An 18,960-nucleotide genomic window follows, 5' to 3' on the forward strand; every position below is an offset into this window, starting at 1 on the left:
GTTCACTTTCCTTCGGAGTGTGCGCCGGCCGTGACCGGTTCGCTGATCATGGTGCCGCGATGCAGCACCGGCAGCGGATAGATCAGTTCGCCACCCCACTGGCCGACGTGGCTGAGCTGGGCGGTGATCTCGGTTTCCAGATTCCACGGCAGCACGAGCACCACATCGGGTTCGTCGGCGTCGATGCGCTCGGGCGGATGGATCGGGATCCGCGTGCCGGGGGTGTAGCGGCCGTGCTTGTAGGGGTTGCGGTCCACGGTGTACTCGAGCAGGTCGGGCCGGATGCCGCAGTAGTTGAGCAGGGTGTTGCCCTTGCCCGGTGCGCCGTAGCCGACGACCCGCTTGCCCGCCGCGCGGCAGTCGAGCAGGAAACGCAGCAGCTCGTGGCGCACCGATTCCGCACGGGCGCCGAGCGCGGCGTATCCGGCGGGTTCGTGCAGGCCCGCTGCCCGCTCGAGGTCGAGGACCTCGCCGACCCGGGCGGTCGGCTCGGCGACGGCGTCGGGGCGTGCCCACAGCCGGATCGAGCCGCCGTGGGTGTCGAGCAGTTCCACATCGACGACGGTCAGGCCGGCGATCGCCAGCGCGCGCTGCGCGGAGTGGACGGTGTAGTACTGGAAGTGTTCGTGATAGATGGTGTCGAACTGGCCGAGCTCGACCAGGTTCAGCGCGTGGTGCACTTCGATGCTGCACCAGCCGTCGTCGCTGAGCAGGGTGCGCAGCGCGTGGGTGAACCCGCGCAGGTCGGGCACGTGGGCGTAGACATTGTTGGCGACCACCAGATCGGCCGGACCGTGCTCGGCACGGACCCGCGCGGCCGAATCCTGTTCCAGGAAAGCCGTTTCCGTCGGCACGCCTGCCTCGCGGGCGGCGAGACCGACATTGACCGATGGTTCGATGCCAAGGCAGCGGATGCCGCGGGCGACCGCGTGGCGCAACAGGTAGCCGTCGTTGCTGGCCACCTCGACGACGAACGAATCGGGGCCGAGGCCGAGTCGCTCGGCGGTGGTGGTGACGAACTGCTCGGCGTGGCGGACCCAGCTGTCGGAGAACGAGGAGAAGTACGCGTACTCGGTGAAGGTGTCCTCGGGGGTGATCAGCGCCGGGATCTGCAACAACAGGCAGTCTTGGCACAGCCGCAGGTGCAGCGGATATGTCGCCTCCGGCAGGTCGAGCTCCTCGACGGCAAGAAAGCTCTCGCACGGCGGGGTGGCGCCCAGGTCGAGCACGCTCGTGAGCCGTTCGGAATCACAGAGTCGACATTGCACGTGGAGCCCACACCTTCTTGCACGTTCACCCAAGCTGTCACGGCTCATGCCGGTCATGCCGGAAGTCGGATAGACGGGCGCAGACGTTACAGCGAGCCCGTCGGGGCGCCCCGAAACATCCGGGACAGAAATAGATTCGTGGTAATTTTCGGAGTTCGACCAGGTCGCTCCGGCATCGGCAAATTGCTGGCGAGGGCGACCATTCCTCACTCCTTTGTGATGCCGATCACTTGTGAAAGTTGTTTTCCTGCATTCATATCGAAAGGCGATAGCAATTCGGTGATAGCTGTCCGATTGCGCTGTGGCGTGGCTAACTTTTGGAACCTGTTGTGGCCCTGTGACTTCGACAAGAATGCCTGGTGGGGCTCTGTAACAATCAGCTGGCGGGTATCGAATCGACGGGAAGTAGGACGGCCTCAACGGCCGCTTTCCGGTCGACGGGGATCGGGAAACGATTCGTCTCCCGAAGGGGAGGTGTGGGTTCATGAGCTACGAGCTCACTGGTAGTGGCGACGTCGATGTTGTCAACGGTGTCCAGGTGCTGCGCCGTACGCAGCGTGAGAGTTGGCAGACCGCGTTGGTCCAGCGGTTGGCCGTGACCGATGTGTTGGCGGTATTCGGCGCGGTCGGTGCCGCGCAGGTGATCCGCTTCGGTGGGCCCGCCGCGCCGCCACTGGCCTGGCCCCTGTCCTACGAGGTCGGCTACTCCGTGGTGTCGCTGGCCTTGGCCGTCGGGTGGCTGGCGCTGCTGCACGGGTACGGCACTCGTACGCCGCAGGTGGTCGGTACCGGCAGTGAGGAATTCCGCAGGCTGGTGTCGGCGACGCTGCGCCTGTTCGGTGTGCTGGCCATCCTGGCGCTGCTGTTCCGGGTGGAGGTCGCGCGCGGCTATCTCGCGATCGCATTGCCCGCCGGGCTGCTCGCGCTCGTGGTGGGGCGCTTGGCATGGCGGTGGCGGTTGCGTCGGTGGCGCGCACAGGGCCGGTGCCACACCGCCGTGTTGGTGGTCGGTTCGCCGGAGGCCGCGCACGCGATGGCGTCGGCGTTCACCGACGATCCCGGTTCCGGCTACCGGGTTGTCGGCGTGTGCGTGCCCGCGGGAGCCCTCGGCGCACAGTTCGATACGACCGGCAGCCCGTTGGTGCTCGGGGACGATCGCTCGGTGCTCGAGGCGGTGCGCCGCAGTGGCGCCGATTCGGTGGCGGTGGCCGCGACCGATCATCTCGGACCCGCCGAATTGCGGCGGATGGCCTGGGCCTTGGATCCGCTCGGCGTCGATCTGATCGTGGCGCCCGGAGTCGTCGACATCGCGGGAGTGCGGCTGACCAACCGGATCGTCGCGGGCATGCCGATGCTGCACATCGACCCGCCGCGCTACGGGCGAGCGAAGTCGAGTCGTAAAGCGCTGTTCGATCTATGTTTCGCGGCGATCGTGTTGGTATTCATCGCACCGACGCTGGCCGCTATCGCGATCGCGGTGAAGGTGACCAGTGCGGGACCGGTGTTCTACCTGTCGGAGCGGATCGGGCGCGACGGTATTCCGTTCCGGATGATCAAGTTCCGCAGCATGCTCGTCGACGCCGACAGCGCGGTGGAGACGCTCATCGACCGCCACGGTGGAAATCCATTGTTCTTCAAGGTCAAAGACGATCCGCGGGTGACTTCGGTGGGCCGGTTCCTGCGCAAGTACAGCCTCGACGAGTTGCCGCAGTTCTTGAATGTGCTGCGCGGGGACATGAGCGTCGTCGGGCCGCGGCCGCAGGTGCAACGCGAGGTCGACAGCTACGACGGGGAGATGCGAAGGCGGCTGCTGGTGAAACCGGGTGTCACCGGGTTGTGGCAGGTCAGCGGTCGGTCGGATCTGTCGCCCGAGGATTCGGTGCGGCTGGATCTTTCCTATGTCGAGAACTGGTCGATGGTGCTGGATCTGGCGTTGATCGCGCGCACCATCGGGGTGGTCACCCGCGGCGACGGCGCGTACTGAAAAGCGAGGTGGTGAGTCGACTCACCACCCCGCCTCGGTATCGGCCTCGCCCACCGTCAGCGTAGGTCCCGGCGGCGGAAGGCCATGAGCCCCAACAGGATTCCCGCTCCCGCGAGGGCGATCAGGTAGGCGATCGGCACGAGGTCGAACGCCGCGCCCGGCAGCTTGGGGGGGTGGATGAAGGGGACCAGATCGAGAATCCACTGCGGGAAGCTGCCGAGTGAGCCCAGCAGGAAGATCACGATCATCGCGCTCAGTACGCCCCAGGCGAGTGCCGCGTACTTGGGTAGGGCGCCGAACAACAGCATCGCGACAGCGGTGATCACCCAGACCGCGGGCAGCTGCACCGCGACCGCGCCCACGGATTCGCCGACTTTGCCGGGTAGGTCGCCATCGGTGGCGCCCCAGACGATTCCGATGGCGAGGCCCGCCGCCAGCAGGGCCACGGCGGGTCCGCCGATCGCGAACAGCAGGTGGCTGGACGCGTAACGCACGCGCCCCACCGCGGCGGCCAGGACCGTCTCGGCGCGGCCCGAGTTCTCCTCCTCGTGCAACCGCAACACAGCTGACACCGAGTAGGCGGCGGCCGCGGCGGCCAGCATGGTGACGGCGTAGGCGATGAACGACTTCTCCAGATCCGCCGACCCACCCAGCGAGGTGACCACATCCTGCAGGGTGCCGCTGTCGTCGAGCATGCCGCCGATACTGTTCACCGCACCACCGATGAGCAGGCCGTACAGGGCGAAACCGGTCGTCCAGGCGATCAGCGAACCGCGCTGCAATCGCCAGGCCAGACCCACCGGCCCCGACAGCGCGGTTCCACCGACGGCCGGTCCGGGGCGCTCGGCCAGTAGGCCCGCGCCGATATCGCGGGTCCGCAGCAGTCGGTAGGCGAACAGAGTGGCTCCGGCGCCGAGAGCGGCCAACGGCACCAGCACCCACCAGCGTTCGTCGGCGAACGGGCGGATCTGCAGGCACCAACCCAGCGGCGAGAACCACGACAGCACACCGTTTCCCGCGTCGCCGACCGCGCGCACCGCGAACGCCGCGCCCAGGGCGCCGAGCGCGATGCCGCGGGCGAGTCGGGCGCCGGTGCTGACCTGCGCGGCGACAGCGGCCACCGCACCCCAGACCACACCGGACGCGGCAAGCGCGGCGCCGAAGGCCACCGAGCCCGCGACCGGCAGATCGGTGGCTATCAGTGAAGCCGCGCAAGCGATTCCGGCGACGGCCGACGCACCGTAAGTGAGCAGGAGTGCTCCGGTGAGGCCGGCGAACCGGCCGATGCTGGTGGCGCCGACCAGTTCCGCGCGCCCGGTCTCCTCCTCGACCCTGGTGTGGCGGATGACCGTGAGGACCGCGGCGATCGCGATCATCGCGTACATCGCTCCGGCCTTCCAGGTGCCGATGGAACCGAGTGCCGAGCTGAAAACCGGTCCGTACATGGCGATCAGTGCCGGACTCGCCGCCGTGGTCGCCGCGAAGTGGTCGAGTTGTTCTCCGGTGGTGTAGATGTCCTTGATCGAGACGATCTGTAGTGCGGGCATCAATCCGATCAACAGCGACCACAGCGGGGCGACCACCCGGTCGCGGCGCAGATACAGGCGCAGCATCTGACCGGTGCCGGCGAATTCGCCTGCGGTGCGCGAGGTTGCGGTGAAACGGGGGACAGCGGCGGCGGTGGTCATGCCCGCACCTTCTCCGCGGTCTCGGTGTTGTCGACGTGGTAGTGGCGCAGGAACAGATCCTCGAGCGTCGGCGGCGCACTGGTCAGACTGCGCACGCCCGCGTCACCGAGTACCCGGATCAGGGCGCCGAGGTGGTCGGCGTCGACCTGGCAGCGCAGCGTCGAACCGTCCTGTTCGACATCGCCGACGCCGGGCATCGCGCTCAGATCGCCGGGATCGCCGATCAGGTCCGCGGTGATGGCGGTGCGGCTCAGGTGGCGAAGTTCGTTGAGCGAACCGGATTCGACGGTTCGGCCGGTCCGGATGATCGTGACCCGGTCACACAGGTGCTCGACCTCGGACAGGATGTGGCTCGACAGCAGTACCGTCGCACCACGGGCCGCGGCCTCGCGCACACAGTCCTGGAAGATCTGTTCCATGAGCGGGTCGAGACCCGAGGTCGGTTCGTCGAGGATCAACAGGTCCGCATTCGCCGAAAAGGCCGACACCAGTGCGACTTTCTGCCGGTTGCCCTTGGAGTAGGTACGCGCCTTCTTGGTCGGATCCAGCTCGAAGCGTTCGATCAGCTCGCCCCGACGTGCCTGGTCCAGGCCGCCGCGCATGCGGGCGAGTAGATCGATCGTCTCGCCGCCCGACAACGACGGCCACAGGGTGACATCGCCTGGGACGTAGGCGATCCGGCGATGCAGGGCGACCGCGTCGGTCCACGGGTCACTGCCGAAGACCGCGGCTCGGCCGCCGGTCGCGCGCAGTACGCCGAGCAGGATTCGGATGGTGGTGGACTTGCCTGAGCCGTTGGGGCCGAGGAAACCATGGATTTCGCCGGTGTCGACGTGGAGGTCGAGTCCGTCGAGCGCGGTGAAGCGGCCGAACGTCTTTCGCAGGTCCGCGACATCGATGACCCGGTCGTCGGTGGGGGAGGGCATCGTCTACTCCTCGAAAAGGGTGTCGAGCATGGTGGAATCGGTGAGTAATCCTTGGGTGTAGAGCTCGAGCGCCGGAAAGGTGATCTCGTCGGACAGCTCACGAATCGCCTTGCGGTAATCGAGTTTTCCTTCGCGCTGCATGCGCATCTGGAGATAGAGGTTCATCGCGCCGACATGGCAGAGCACGATGTAGCGAGCGCGGGCCGCGTGGTCGCGACTCGGCTTGGCCTTGCCCTCGTCGACGGCGGTCTGCATGTACTGCTCCGCGTCGGTGATCATGTGCTCGAGCAATGACTCCGACAGCGGGCCGCCTGCCTGGAAGCTGCGCAGGATGTAGGCCACCAAGGGTGCGTACATCTCGATCTCGGCCATCGCGTCCAAGATCCCCGCGGGACCGGGCGCCTGGATGGCGCGCAGCTTCTCGTCGCGGATGATCTCGAGCACACGATCGTCGCAGACCGCGCGCAGTCCGTCCTTGGACCCGAAGTGATGGTTCACCAGCCCGGGCGAGACCCCGGCTGCGGCGGCGATGGCCCGTACGCCGACGCCGAACCCCTGCTCACCGAACAATTCGATCGCGGCATCGCGAATCCTGGCGGCGGTGGTGAGATCGGCTGAACGCATGTTCAATATATTAAACGCTTGTTCAATTCGTTGGCAAGACTTTCGCCCGAACCGAGTTTCGGGTCTGGGTGACACTTCGCGCGCGGGCTAATGTCGAAGTCATGGCTACCGGCACATCGACGACGGCAGAACATCTCCGCGCAGCGCTGGACGGACCGTGGCGCGCGGTCCGGGAACAGGCACGCACGCAGCTCGCCGGCGAGGAATTCACCGACGACCCCGAGCTCGACATCCACGCGGCCAGAGCGCGCGTGCTCGACCAGATGCGCGTCATCGCGACCATGGGCTACCCCGAGCGCGGCTTCCGGCCCGAGAACGGCGGCACCGGCGATCCCGGCGGTGCGGTCACCGGGCTGGAGATGCTGGCCTACACCGACCTGTCGCTGTGGGTGAAGTCCGGCGTCCAGTGGGGACTGTTCGGCGGCGCGGTGGAGAACCTGGGCACCGAACGACACCGTGACTTCATCAAGCGCTTGATCTCGCTCGATCTGCTCGGCTGTTTCGCGATGACCGAGTCCGGGCACGGCAGCGATGTCGCCAACGTGGAGACCACGGCCACCTACGATCCGGCCACCCAGGAGTTCGTCGTCAACACCCCGACGCCGTCGGCGCGCAAGGACTACATCGGCGGCGCCGCGGTCCACGCGCGGATGGCCGCGGTGTTCGCCCAGCTGATCGTCGGCGGCGAGAGCAAGGGCGTGCACTGTCTGCTGGTGCCGATCCGCGACGAGCTCGGCGCGGACCTGCCCGGCGTGACCACCTACGACGACGGACTCAAGGGTGGTCTGCCCGGTGTCGACAACGGCCGGATCGTCTTCGACCAGGTGCGGATCCCGCGCGAGAACCTGCTCAACCGCTACGCCGACGTCTCCCCGGACGGCACCTACGACTCCGAGATCGAGAACCCGAGCCGGCGCTTCTTCACGACCCTCGGCACGCTGGTACGTGGCCGGGTCAGCGTCGGCGGCGCGGCCGCCGCGGGCACGCGGGTGGCACTGAGTATCGCCGTGCGGTACGCGCTGGCGCGCCGCCAGTTCGCCGATCCCGACACCGGCGACGAGACCCTGCTGATGGACTACCGCAGCCATCAGCGCAGGCTGCTGCCCCTGGTCGCGAAGTCGTTCGCGCTGGCCTTCGCCCAGAACGACCTCGTTCGGCGGATGGATGAGATCCAGCGCGGGGAGAACACCGAACCGAGCTCACAGCGGGCGCTGGAGAAGCGCGCCGCCGGTCTGAAGGTCGCGCAGACCCGCCACGCCACCCGGGCCATTCAGGAATGTCGCGAAGCCTGCGGCGGCGCGGGATATCTCACCGAGAACCGTCTGGTGACGCTGAAAGCCGACACCGATGTGTTCACCACCTTCGAAGGCGACAACGTCGTCTTGACCCAGCTCGTGGCGAAGGAACTGCTCACGGCCTACTCCGACGAGGTCCGCGACCTCGACGCGCTCGGCTGGGTGCGTTTCGCCGCCACCATGGCCGGTGACGTGGTGCGTAAACGCTCCGGTGTGCGCCAGCTGATCCAGACCCTGCGCGACCGCAACGACGAGACCGTCGACGAGGGCGACCTGTCCAAACGCGACGTCCAGCTGCAGCTGTTCGCCGACCGCGAGGACTACCTGCTGCGGACCGCCGCGCACCGGCTGCGCGCCCGTGCCACCGACACCGGACCGTTCGAGGCGTTCAACAACGCCCAGGACCACATCCTGGCCGCCGGGGCCGCGCACATCGATCGCCTCGTGCTGGAGGAGTTCGTCGACGGCATCGCCGAGATCGAGGACCCGGACGCGAAAGCTCTCGCCGAAACAGTCTGCGACCTCTATGTGTACGCCTCGCTGGAGGAGAACCTGGCCTGGTACATCATGCACCGATTCATGTCGGTGGAGCGGGCGAAGGCGGTGCGGCGCGGGGTGAACGAACTCGTCGACCGCCTGCGCCCCGACGCGCTGACCCTGGTGGAGGCGATGGGCGTGCCCGAGACGATGCTGCGCGCCGAAATGCTGCACGACGCCAGCGTTTTCGATCGCCGTTAGGCGCTGCTTCGGTCCCGTAAGGCCTCGGAGAGCCAGCACAGCCCGATCGCCATCGCTGCCGCTGCCGCCGCCCCACCGAGCACATCGGTGGGGCGGTGGTAGCCCAATTCGGCCATGGCGGGGGTGATCGCGATCAGCGCGAGCACGGTCAGCGCCGCGACCAGGATCCGTATCCTGCGGTCGGTCACCAGGCACGCGAAAGTGGTTGCGACAGCGACCATATGGACGGTGTGCCCGCTGGGGTAGGCGAGATGGTCGTCGAGCCGGCGATCCCACAGCGGTTTCAGCAACCAGGTGTTGGCCGCCAACGCGATCTCGGGAACCGCCAGCATGGTCACCGCCTGCCACCACTGCCGACGCAGCGCGAACCAGGCGCACGCAGCCAGCAGCAGCGCTACGACGACCGGTGCGTTGCTCGGGGTGACGAGCGCCTGTGCGAGACCTGGGGAGACGGTGTCCTCGGACACCACGGCATCCAGCTCGCTCGCCCCGCCGTTCGCGGGGAACGTCAACGGAATCGCGGCGGTCAGTGCGGCACCGGCGCCGATCGCGGTGACCCGGACAACGGTGGTGCTGCGAACACGGTCGATCACGTCACGCGACGACAGCCCCCGCCCGGCCCCGCTCAGGCGGGACCGTAGGTGAGCACTGCCGTGACCACGAACCACAGCACCCATACAATGGCCACGATCATGCCGAGGGCGAGGGTGATCCGCAGGAACGCCCGGCCGAAATCGAGATCGCCGCCGACCCGCGGATAGAGCTTCCACGGGCTGTACCACGGCGCCACCATGCCCCGGGACTGCGCTTGGTGTTCGAGCTCGGCCTGTTCCTCGGCGTAGGCCTCCGCGGCCGCCTGGGTGGGCCCGCCGTGCCACAGCGTCACATCGATCGGACCGAGGAAGCCTTCGTTGAGCAGATCCTGCGGCGCGGGCAGGAACGGCAGGATGCCCAGGCCGCGGAACGCGATGGCGACGTCGTTGGCGGTCCAGAGGTTGTGTTCCTTCTCGGCCAGCAACTCGAAGTACATCTCGAGTCGGTGCGGGTCGTCGGTGACGATCACATCGAAACTCGGGTCGTTCCAGCCCTGGTGCACGTCGATCTGGGCGCCGGGCATCGGCACGATCAGGCCGAGACCGTGCACCGCGCGCTGACCGAGCCCGCGCGCGGCGAGATAGTCCTGCAGCGCGAAGGTGTGATCACGCGAACGCTCCAGCGGCGTGGACTTCTCCGCACCCGCGAACTGGGCGAGCTCACCGGAGACCATCCACGGACCGTTGAGCGGGATCTCCAGCACGCCGTCCTGCGGGGCGGTGAACGTCTCCGCCTCGATCACCACGCAACTGGTCGGAGTCCAGACCACCGCGTCGAACTGGTGCAGCCGATCCTGATGGAACAGGCTGCAGTTGATCGTGGCGACACCGTGCGGGCTCGACGGGTCCTTCCACGTGCGCAACCAGTCGATCAGCGCCGCCTCGGCATCGCTGCCTGCCGCATTCTGCACGCGCACGAGCATGGAGACCGCCCTTCGTTGGTCGTTGGCGCGGTGCTCGGCACACCTGTACTGCGCCGAGAACCGTTGGCGTACATCGTAGCCGGGTCAATCCTGTTCGGCGGCGATCGTGCCCGCGTCCACCGCGGCGACGAGTTCGGCGTGATCGGCCTCGGTGCGGTCGGCATAGCGCACCGCGAAGGCGGCTACCGATTCCTCGAACCGGTCGTCCTCCTCGTCGTCGGTTTCCAGGTAGCCTGCCAGCGCCCGCGGGTCCAGCGAGCGAGCATGCGCGCGGGCCAGCAACGCACCGGCGAGTCTTCCGTAGTCGTCGAGATCGTCGGCGGACAGGGCCGCCGGGTCGATACTGCCCTTGAGATTGCGGAACTGGCGCACGATGAACGGCAGCGATTCGTCGAGTTCGATGGTCGTCCAGCCGAGCAGGATATCGGTCTCCGACTGCACGGACCGCGCGCCGACCACGATCCGCTCGCCCTCGTGGCGGGGTGCGGTCGGGGGCAGGAACGGGGCGAGTGCGGACGCACGCGCCTGCTTGACCTGCAGAACCACCGCCTCGCCGTCGTTGCCGTGCAACAGCGCCACATAGCTGTGCAGGCCGACGCTGCCGGTCCCGACGATGCGGAAGGCGACATCGGAGACCGCGAATCGGGCCAGCAGATTGCGCCGGGACTCCCGGATGGTGCTCGCGTAGCTCTCCAGGCCATCGATCACCGCCTCCGACACCTGACGATCGACCGCGGTCAGTACCGGCGGATCGCTGACGAAACGGTGCTTGCGGATGTCGGTCTCGTGATCGTCGAGGTGCTCGGTCCACTTCGCCACCACTTTGGCGCTGGTGTTCTTGCGAGCCTTCTTGGCGGCCTTCTTGAAGTCGTCGAGCAGGTCCTCGGCCTTGGCGCTGGTCAGGATCGACTCGTCGGCCAATACCGTCCACGACTGCATGAACGGCATGTCGGCCAATTCGGCGACGGTGTGGCGGTAGGAGCGGGCTGCATCGCGCGCCGCGCGCAGGCAGTCGTCCTCGTCGACACCGCTTTCTCGCCCGGCCAGCACGAGGCTCGCCGCCAGGCGTTCCAGATCCCACTCCCACGGGCCCATGACCGTGTCGTCGAAGTCGTTGATATCCATCACGATCTCGCCACGTTGGGTCCCGTAGAGGCCGAAGTTGGCGGCGTGGGCGTCACCACAGATCTGAGCGGCCAACCCGCTGTCCGGTCCGGCGGCGAGGTCGGCGGCCATCAGTCCGGCGGCGCCGCGGAAGAAGGTGAACGGTGAGGCGATCATCCGGCCGATCCGCAGCGGAATCAGGCGCTCGATCCGCCCACGATTGCTGATATCGATGAACTCGCGCACCGTCGGCCGCTCGGGGCTCTCCGCGGCGCGGTCACGCTCGGTGACAGGGACCCGTTTCCTGGCAGCTCGACCACGCTCGCGGGCGTCCTCGGCGGAGACGTAGGAGCGCAGATCAATACCACTGTCGGACACGATTGCCCAGGCTAGCCGGTTGCGGCACGGTGAGCAGCGCCACGCTCGATACGCAGCGGAGTTGACGGCGTTTCGGCGTGGCCGGATGGCGCGAGCGGGGGTCGCTGCGGTAAGCATGGGCGTGGCAACCGAATCAGGAACGCCGGGCACGCACGACACCGAATCCGGTGGCGTGTTCAGCGACCGCATCCTGACCGTGCCGAATGCGTTGAGCGTCGTGCGGCTGATCGGCATCCCCGTCTTCCTGTGGCTGATGCTGGTCCGCCACGCCGACGGCTGGGCGTTCGCGTTGTTGATCGCCAGCGGCTTCACCGATTTCCTCGACGGCAAACTCGCCCGGCTGCTCGATCAGTCCTCGCGTCTGGGCGCGTTGCTCGACCCGCTCGTGGACCGGCTGTATCTGGTGACGACTCTGGTCGCGTTCGTCGCGCGAGGGCTGCTCCCGTGGTGGCTCGCGGTGATCTTGATCGCACGTGATCTGGTGCTCACCGCGACCCTTTCGGTGTACAAACGGCGCGAACTGCCCGCGCCGGAGGTGATCTACCTGGGGAAAGCGGCCACTTTCGCGCTGATGTCGGCGCTGCCGTGGATGCTGACCGGGGAGATGGACTGGGCGGGGGCGAGTTTCGGGTGGGCATTCGGGTGGGCACTACTGATCTGGGGTACGGCACTCTATGTCTGGACCGGGGTGCTCTACGCGAGGCTCGCGGTCGCGGTCGCGCGATCGATACCGCCTGTGCCGCACCGTGGCAGCTAGTCGATACTGTTGCGTGCAACGTCGACGATGAAAGGACGTCCTGTGACCCGGACCCCTGAGGAACTGCGCTACACCGAAGAGCACGAATGGGTGCGGCGGACCAGCCCCACGGCGGTCCGTGTCGGCATCACCGATTACGCCCAGTCACAGCTGGGTGACGTCGTCTTCGTCCAACTGCCCGACGTCGACAAAGATGTGACCGTCGGTGACAGCATCGCCGAGGTCGAGTCGACCAAGAGTGTGTCCGACATCTACGCTCCGCTCAGCGGCAAAGTCGTTGCGGTGAACGAGGATCTGGTGCAATCACCGGAGACGCTCAACACCGATCCCTACGACGCGGGCTGGTTGTTCGAGCTCGCGTTCGACGACGAGGCAACCCTGGATTCCGCCCTCGGTGAACTGCTGGATGCAGCGGGTTACCAAGGAGTTATCGGGGGCTGACGCAGCCTTCACAGTTCTCCCTGCACGGGCACGCCCCGGCAGGGTACGGTCAAAGCCAAGCGGATACGTCGGGGAATCGACGCCGGGATCTTTTCCTGGCGATGTGATCGCGCCGGTCGTGTCGCCGAATACAGCACCTGCTTGCATGGATAATCAGGTTCGAGGAGGAGAGAAACGGTGAGCGAGAACAGGGACCCGGGTTACGGGGAAACCGCGGCCGAGACGACATCGGTCTTCCGCGCGGACTTCCTCAACGAGGTCGACGCGTCGCGCTCCGCAGAGCCGACCGGCGAACAGCCGGTTCAGGGCGTCGAGGGCCTGCCTGCCGGCGCGGCCCTCCTGGTGGTCAAGCGTGGCCCGAACGCGGGCTCGCGTTTCCTGCTGGATCAGCCGACCACGTCGGCCGGCCGCCATCCTGACAGTGACATCTTTCTCGATGACGTCACTGTCAGCCGTCGGCATGCCGAGTTCCGTCAGGACGACGACTCGTTTCAGGTCGTCGATGTGGGCAGCCTCAACGGCACCTACGTCAACCGGGAGCCGGTGGACTCCTCGGAGCTGCAGAACGGCGACGAGGTCCAGATCGGCAAGTTCCGGCTGGTCTTCCTGACCGGTCCGCGCGCGCAGGCGAACGAGTCGGCGTCGGGCGCGGGGTCGCGATGACCCCAACGGTACTGGTGCCCGCGAAGGGCACAGTGCTGTGACAGGGGCGGCGCAGTGGGCGCGCGGAGGAATGTCGATCGGCTCCGTACTCGACCTGCTGCGACCAGATTTTCCTGACATCACCATCTCCAAGATCCGGTTCCTCGAATCCGAGGGCCTGATCCGGCCGGAACGGACACCGTCGGGATACCGGCGGTTCTCGGTTTCCGACTACGAACGGCTGCGCTTCGTACTGACCGCGCAACGCGATCAGTACTTGCCGTTGAAGGTGATCAAGGAGCAGTTGGAAGCGATCGACAGTGGTGCGGCGACGTTGGGCGTGCGTGAAGCGCGCGCCCGCGCGCACTCCCACCACGGTTCCGCGGACGCCGGGCACGGTGTGTCCGGCTCCGCGCGCACCGACGAGGCGATGAGCACGGCGCCACCGCGCCGCCTCGGTGTCGTCTCCGGTGCGATCTCGCCCGAGGAACTGCGCGTCGACGTCGCCGTGCGGCTCACCAGGGCCGATCTAATCGCCAAGGCCGATATCGACGACCGTTTCCTCGACGATCTGCTGCGCGCGGGACTCATCGTCCCCGGCGCCGGTGGATTCTTCGAGTCCGACGCGGTGACCCTGGCACACGCGGCGAAAGCCATGGCCGAATTCGGTCTGGAGGCCCGCCACCTGCGCGCCTTCAAGCTGGCCGCCGACCGCGAGGCCGCACTGATCGCGCAGATCGCCGCGCCCATCGCCAAGAGCCGCGATGCCGACGCGCGCGCACGCGCGGAAGAGACCGTCCGCGAACTCGCGGCACTGTCGCTGAACTTGCACGCCGCACTGGTGAAAGCCGCGGTGCGCACAGCCCTCGGCGGCTGACACACCCGGCCGGGCGATCGGGTATCGCCCGGGCTACACACCGATTTCGGCTCGAACGTCTTCCTTGCGCGCCCCAGAATTCGCCTAGACTCGTTGATACGGCGAGCTGTGCAGCTGTCGTGCCGGCCGGCGGCCGAGTATGGGAGGCAGGACTTACTCATGAGCGAGATGCGTGTCATCGGCATCCGTGTCGAGCAGCCACAGAACCAGCCCGTGCTGCTGCTGCGGGAGGCATCAGGGGAGCGGTATCTGCCGATCTGGATCGGGCAGGCCGAGGCCACCGCGATCGTGCTCGAGCAGGAGGGGGTCACTCCGATCCGTCCGCTCACTCACGATCTGATCAAGATTTTGATCACCGATCTGGGACACACACTCAAGGAAGTGCGGATCGTCGATCTGCAGGAGGGCACCTTCTACGCCGACCTGGTCTTCGACGGCGACCTGCGGGTCTCGGCGCGGCCCTCGGATTCGGTGGCGATCGCCTTGCGCGTGGGGTGCCCGATCTACGCCGAGGAACCGGTCCTCGCCGAGGCGGGACTGGTGATGCCCGACGAACGCGAGGACGAGGTGGAGAAGTTCAAGGAGTTCCTGGAGTCGGTCTCGCCCGACGACTTCAAGGCGACCGACAGTTGATCACGATCTTCTAAACCTGAAGTAGAGGTCCAGGGAATCGCGGCGTTTGGTGCTTGGTGTGACAACACCGCAGGTCCGACAATGGCAGGAGTAACCTCGAAAGTCGGGCAACATCCGTCGTGACTCCGACCCGAGAACGTCGGCAGAAGGAGCGATCAGTGGAAGAACAAACGCAGGATGTCGTACAGCCTGGCTTGTTCCCGGACGACTCGGTTCCGGATGATCTGGTCGGCTACCGGGTGCCGAGCGCCTGCCAGGTCGCCGGTATCACCTACCGTCAACTCGACTACTGGGCACGCACCGGGTTGGTCGTGCCGTCGATCCGTGGTGCGGCGGGTTCGGGCAGCCAGCGGCTGTACTCGTTCAAGGACATCCTTGTCCTCAAGATCGTGAAGCGACTGCTGGACGCGGGCATCTCTTTACAGAACATCCGGATCGCCGTCGATCACCTGCGTAGCCGCGGCGTCGGCGATCTCGCCGGGATCACCCTGTTCTCCGACGGAACCTCGGTGTACGAGTGCACCTCGCCCGAGGAGGTAGTCGATTTACTGCAGGGCGGACAGGGCGTGTTCGGTATCGCCGTCGGTGGCGCCATGCGTGAGCTGACCGGCGCGATCGCGGACTTTCCGGCAGAACGAGCCACCGCCATCACCGACCGCCCCGAAGACGAACTGTCTTTTCGACGCAAGGTGAGGGAGAACCGCAAGACAGGTTAGTGACCAGTACTACACCCCCGGCGTGCCCCTGGTGGCGCGACCGGGGGTTTGCTGCATCTAGAATCAGTGGTGCGTCGCCGCCGTGCGGGAGAGTCCTCGGTTCGCGAGAATCGGGGCGCCGAAGGAGCAGCACCTCCCCGTCAATCTCTCAGGCAACAGGGACCGCACGGTGATTCGACGCCTCTGGAGAGCGGTGGCATCCGGCTGCCCGCCCACGGGGAAAGGGGCACGGTCACCGATCTTCGGGGCCGGGTTACCGAATCTCTCAGGCGCACAGACAGAGGGGGAGGGCTGGTACCCGTCGACCACGAGGTCGACCCGCCCGACCTGGAGCTGCCCGTGACCCGTTCGTTCGCCGACCGCCACATCGGACCCGATTCCGACGAACTCGCCCGGATCCTCGCGACCATCGGCGTCGAGTCCGTCGACGCACTCGCGACCACGGCGCTGCCCGCCACGATCCTCGACGAATCCGGCCTCGGCGCGCTGCCCGCGCCCGCCTCCGAGCACGAGGTGCTCGACGAACTGGCCGCGCTGGCGGCGGCGAACACGGTCGCCACCTCGATGATCGGTCTCGGCTACTACGACACCCTCACCCCGCCGGTGCTGGTGCGCAATCTGCTCGAGAACCCCGCCTGGTACACCGCCTACACCCCGTACCAGCCCGAGATCAGCCAGGGCAGGCTCGAGGCGCTGCTCAACTTCCAGACCATGGTGTCGGATCTGACCGGTATGGACGTCGCGAACGCCTCCATGCTCGACGAGGCCACCGCCGCCGCCGAGGCGATGACGCTGCTGCGCCGCGCGGGCAAGTCGAAGTCGAACCGGCTGCTCATCGACGCCGATCTGTTCCCGCAGACCAAGACCATCATCGGTACCAGGGCCGAGCCGCTCGGCATCGAGATCGTCGAGGCCGACCTGTCGACCGGGCAGCTGCCCGAGGGCGAGTTCTTCGGCGTGATCGTGCAGACGCCGGGTGCGTCGGGCCGCATCGTCGACTGGACCTCGCTGTTCGCCGCCGCCCACGAGCGCGGCGCACTGGTGGCAGCGGGCGCCGATCTGCTCGCCATGACGCTGACCACCCCGCCCGGTGAACAGGGCGCCGATGTCTGCTTCGGCACCACCCAGCGTTTCGGTGTGCCGATGGGCTTCGGTGGCCCGCACGCCGGTTACCTGGCCGTGCGCACCGCTTTCGCCCGTCAGTTGCCCGGCCGCCTGGTCGGGGTGTCCGTCGATGCCGACGGCGCGCTCGCCTACCGGCTGGCGCTGCAGACCCGCGAGCAGCACATCCGCCGGGAGAAGGCCACCTCCAACATCTGTACCGCCCAGGTACTGCTGGCCATCGTCGCCGCGATGTACGCGAGCTACCACGGCGCCAACGGCCTGCGCGCCATCGCGCGCCGGGTACACGAGCACGCCGCTGCCGTCGCGACCGGTCTCGGTGGGGCGCTGGTGCACGGCGCCTTCTTCGATACCGTGCTCGCCCAGGTGCCCGGCGGCGCGGAAGCCGTTGTCGCCAAGGCGAAGTCGAAGGGCATCAACCTGCGTCTCGTCGATGCCGACCATGTCGCCATCGCCTGCGACGAGGCCACCACCGACGCGCACGTCGCCGCCGTCGTCGAATCCTTCGGCACCGCACTGACTCCCGACGCGGGCACGGGCACCGAGCTCACCGCGATCGAGACGCGCACCTCGGACTACCTGACCCACCCGGCGTTCACCCGCCACCACACCGAGACCGCCATGTTGCGCTACCTGCGCGCGCTCTCGGACAAGGACATCGCCTTGGACCGCAGCATGATTCCGCTCGGTTCGTGCACCATGAAGCTCAACGCGACCGCGGAGATGGAACCCATCACCTGGCCCGGCTTCGCTCGTCTGCACCCGTTCGCGCCGCTCGAGGATTCCCTGGGCATCCGCAAGCTGGTCGCCGACCTCGAGCAGTGGCTGGCCGAGATCACCGGCTACGACGCGGTGAGCCTGCAGCCCAACGCCGGTAGCCAGGGCGAGTACGCGGGCCTGCTCGCGATTCGCCGCTACCACCTCGATCGCGGCGACGACCACCGCGACACCTGCCTCATCCCGTCGAGCGCGCACGGCACCAACGCGGCCTCGGCGGCCATGGTCGGCATGCGAGTCGAGGTGGTGAAGTGCCGCGCGAACGGTGACGTCGACCTCGACGATCTGCGCGCCAAGATCGCCGACCACGCCGACCGGCTCGCCTGCATCATGATCACCTACCCGTCCACCCACGGTGTCTACGAGCACGAGGTCGCCGAGCTGTGCGCGCTCGTGCACGACGCGGGCGGCCAGGTGTACGTCGACGGCGCGAACCTCAATGCCCTTGTCGGCCTTGCCCGCCCGGGCCGGTTCGGCGGCGACGTGAGCCACCTGAACCTGCACAAGACCTTCTGCATCCCGCACGGCGGCGGCGGTCCCGGCGTCGGCCCGGTCGCGGTGGGTGCGCACCTGGCGCAGTACCTGCCCGGTGACCCGCTCGAAGCCGGTTCGCACGCGGTGTCGGCGGCGAACTACGGCTCCGCCTCGATCCTGCCGATCACCTGGGCCTATATCCGGATGATGGGCGCCGAGGGCCTGCGCGCGGCGACCCTGACCGCGATCGCGTCGGCCAACTACATCGCCCGCCGCCTCGACGCCTATTTTCCGGTGCTCTACACCGGCGAGAACGGCATGGTCGCCCACGAGTGCATCCTCGATCTGCGCGAGATCACCAAGCAGACCGGCGTCACCGTCGACGACGTGGCAAAGCGGCTCGCCGACTACGGTTTCCACGCGCCGACGATGAGTTTCCCGGTCGCGGGCACCTTGATGGTGGAACCCACCGAGAGCGAGAACCTCGAAGAGATCGACGAGTTCATCGCCGCCATGATCGCCATTCGTGGCGAGATCGACCAGGTGGGCGCCGGCGTGTGGCCGGTGACCGACAACCCGCTGCGCGGTGCGCCCCACACCGCGGCCAGCCTGGTCGCCGAGTGGGACCATCCCTACAGCCGTGAGACCGCGGTGTATCCGCGTGGAGTCGGCCATGCCCGCCCGAAGGTATGGCCGTCGGTGCGGCGCATCGACGGTGCGTTCGGTGACCGCAATCTGGTGTGTTCGTGCCCGCCGCTGGACGCGTACGAAGACTGACCTGTCCCTGACAACGGGCCCCGCCGATTGAATCGGCGGGGCCCGTTGTCGTTGGGTGGGCCTTTGCGGGCCATGCGAGATTGCAGTCGCGGCAGAGTTGCCGAAAGTGAATTCTCATCGGCCGAACTATCGGCGTGTTACATACTGGGTGCCTTGTTTCCGACTCCTCCGAGAATGTCCAGTATGTCTAGGGGCACAAAATAGACTCGTCAATAAGTCAAGC

16 protein-coding genes and 1 riboswitch are annotated in these 18,960 nt (G+C 67.2%); of the genes, 9 read left to right on the forward strand and 7 right to left on the reverse strand.

Features of this window, described 5'->3' with window-relative positions; genetic code table 11:
• Positions 1 to 2: 2 nt before the first annotated feature.
• Positions 3 to 1,268 carry a methyltransferase domain-containing protein gene (locus OHS03_RS08860; protein WP_328662271.1) on the reverse strand — a complete coding sequence of 422 codons (1,266 nt, stop codon included), beginning with the start codon at positions 1,266 to 1,268 and terminating at the stop codon, positions 3 to 5.
• A gap of 484 nt (positions 1,269 to 1,752) precedes the next feature.
• Between OHS03_RS08860 and OHS03_RS08865 the strand changes: the two genes are divergently transcribed.
• Entirely contained in the window at positions 1,753 to 3,252 is a 1,500-nt protein-coding gene (locus tag OHS03_RS08865; RefSeq protein WP_328662272.1) for a sugar transferase, read from the forward strand.
• A gap of 56 nt (positions 3,253 to 3,308) precedes the next feature.
• On the opposite strand, the gene OHS03_RS08870 is transcribed toward OHS03_RS08865, so the two are convergent.
• From OHS03_RS08870 to OHS03_RS08880, 3 genes are read right to left on the reverse strand one after another with little or no spacing between them, the layout of a single operon-like run.
• The gene (locus tag OHS03_RS08870) at positions 3,309 to 4,940 is read right to left on the reverse strand and encodes an ABC transporter permease (RefSeq protein ID WP_328662275.1); all 1,632 of its coding nucleotides are present in this window, start codon (positions 4,938 to 4,940) and stop codon (positions 3,309 to 3,311) included.
• Positions 4,937 to 5,866 carry an ABC transporter ATP-binding protein gene (locus OHS03_RS08875; protein WP_328662278.1) on the reverse strand — a complete coding sequence of 310 codons (930 nt, stop codon included), beginning with the start codon at positions 5,864 to 5,866 and terminating at the stop codon, positions 4,937 to 4,939. Before OHS03_RS08875 ends, OHS03_RS08870 begins: the two co-directional genes overlap by 4 nt.
• A 3-nt stretch (positions 5,867 to 5,869) precedes the next feature.
• A complete protein-coding gene (locus OHS03_RS08880) occupies positions 5,870 to 6,490 on the reverse strand; it encodes a TetR/AcrR family transcriptional regulator (protein WP_056817664.1) in 621 nt (206 codons plus the stop codon).
• Between the two features lie 101 nt (positions 6,491 to 6,591).
• Between OHS03_RS08880 and OHS03_RS08885 the strand changes: the two genes are divergently transcribed.
• Positions 6,592 to 8,523 (forward strand): acyl-CoA dehydrogenase family protein, encoded by a 1,932-nt coding sequence (locus OHS03_RS08885; protein ID WP_328662279.1) that lies wholly within the window; start codon positions 6,592 to 6,594, stop codon positions 8,521 to 8,523.
• On the opposite strand, the gene OHS03_RS08890 is transcribed toward OHS03_RS08885, so the two are convergent.
• The 3 genes from OHS03_RS08890 to OHS03_RS08900 all read right to left on the reverse strand — a co-directional run bounded on the left by OHS03_RS08890 (position 8,520) and on the right by OHS03_RS08900 (position 11,521).
• Positions 8,520 to 9,116, reverse strand: a complete 597-nt coding sequence (locus OHS03_RS08890) for a phosphatase PAP2 family protein (RefSeq protein ID WP_328662281.1) — start codon at positions 9,114 to 9,116, stop codon at positions 8,520 to 8,522. The genes OHS03_RS08885 and OHS03_RS08890 overlap by 4 nt on opposite strands.
• A 32-nt stretch (positions 9,117 to 9,148) precedes the next feature.
• Entirely contained in the window at positions 9,149 to 10,027 is an 879-nt protein-coding gene (locus tag OHS03_RS08895) for a nuclease-related domain-containing protein (RefSeq protein WP_328662284.1), read from the reverse strand.
• Positions 10,028 to 10,123: 96 nt separating this feature from the next.
• Entirely contained in the window at positions 10,124 to 11,521 is a 1,398-nt protein-coding gene (locus OHS03_RS08900; RefSeq protein ID WP_328662286.1) for a DUF2252 domain-containing protein, read from the reverse strand.
• Between the two features lie 115 nt (positions 11,522 to 11,636).
• Between OHS03_RS08900 and OHS03_RS08905 the strand changes: the two genes are divergently transcribed.
• The 7 genes from OHS03_RS08905 (at position 11,637) to gcvP (ending at position 18,737) form a co-directional block, all read left to right on the forward strand.
• Positions 11,637 to 12,278 (forward strand): CDP-alcohol phosphatidyltransferase family protein, encoded by a 642-nt coding sequence (locus OHS03_RS08905; protein WP_328662288.1) that lies wholly within the window; start codon positions 11,637 to 11,639, stop codon positions 12,276 to 12,278.
• Positions 12,279 to 12,305: 27 nt separating this feature from the next.
• On the forward strand, positions 12,306 to 12,719 hold the full coding sequence (gene gcvH / locus OHS03_RS08910; RefSeq protein ID WP_056817658.1) for a glycine cleavage system protein GcvH: 414 nt from the start codon (positions 12,306 to 12,308) through the stop codon (positions 12,717 to 12,719).
• Between the two features lie 177 nt (positions 12,720 to 12,896).
• Positions 12,897 to 13,382, forward strand: coding sequence for an oxoglutarate dehydrogenase inhibitor Odhl (gene odhI / locus OHS03_RS08915; RefSeq protein ID WP_056817657.1), 486 nt, complete (start codon positions 12,897 to 12,899; stop codon positions 13,380 to 13,382).
• 70 nt (positions 13,383 to 13,452) lie between these two features.
• Positions 13,453 to 14,238, forward strand: a complete 786-nt coding sequence (ftsR, locus tag OHS03_RS08920; protein WP_328662290.1) for a transcriptional regulator FtsR — start codon at positions 13,453 to 13,455, stop codon at positions 14,236 to 14,238.
• A gap of 159 nt (positions 14,239 to 14,397) precedes the next feature.
• Entirely contained in the window at positions 14,398 to 14,871 is a 474-nt protein-coding gene (locus tag OHS03_RS08925) for a bifunctional nuclease family protein (RefSeq protein WP_056817654.1), read from the forward strand.
• Between the two features lie 158 nt (positions 14,872 to 15,029).
• Positions 15,030 to 15,587, forward strand: a complete 558-nt coding sequence (locus OHS03_RS08930) for a MerR family transcriptional regulator (protein WP_131816826.1) — start codon at positions 15,030 to 15,032, stop codon at positions 15,585 to 15,587.
• Between the two features lie 75 nt (positions 15,588 to 15,662).
• A riboswitch (glycine riboswitch) is annotated at positions 15,663 to 15,762 on the forward strand.
• Between the two features lie 164 nt (positions 15,763 to 15,926).
• Positions 15,927 to 18,737, forward strand: coding sequence for an aminomethyl-transferring glycine dehydrogenase (gene gcvP, locus OHS03_RS08935; protein ID WP_328662291.1), 2,811 nt, complete (start codon positions 15,927 to 15,929; stop codon positions 18,735 to 18,737).
• Positions 18,738 to 18,960: the final 223 nt, after the last annotated feature.

The sequence above is a fragment of the Nocardia salmonicida genome (assembly GCF_036142455.1).
Classification (GTDB): domain Bacteria; phylum Actinomycetota; class Actinomycetes; order Mycobacteriales; family Mycobacteriaceae; genus Nocardia; species Nocardia salmonicida.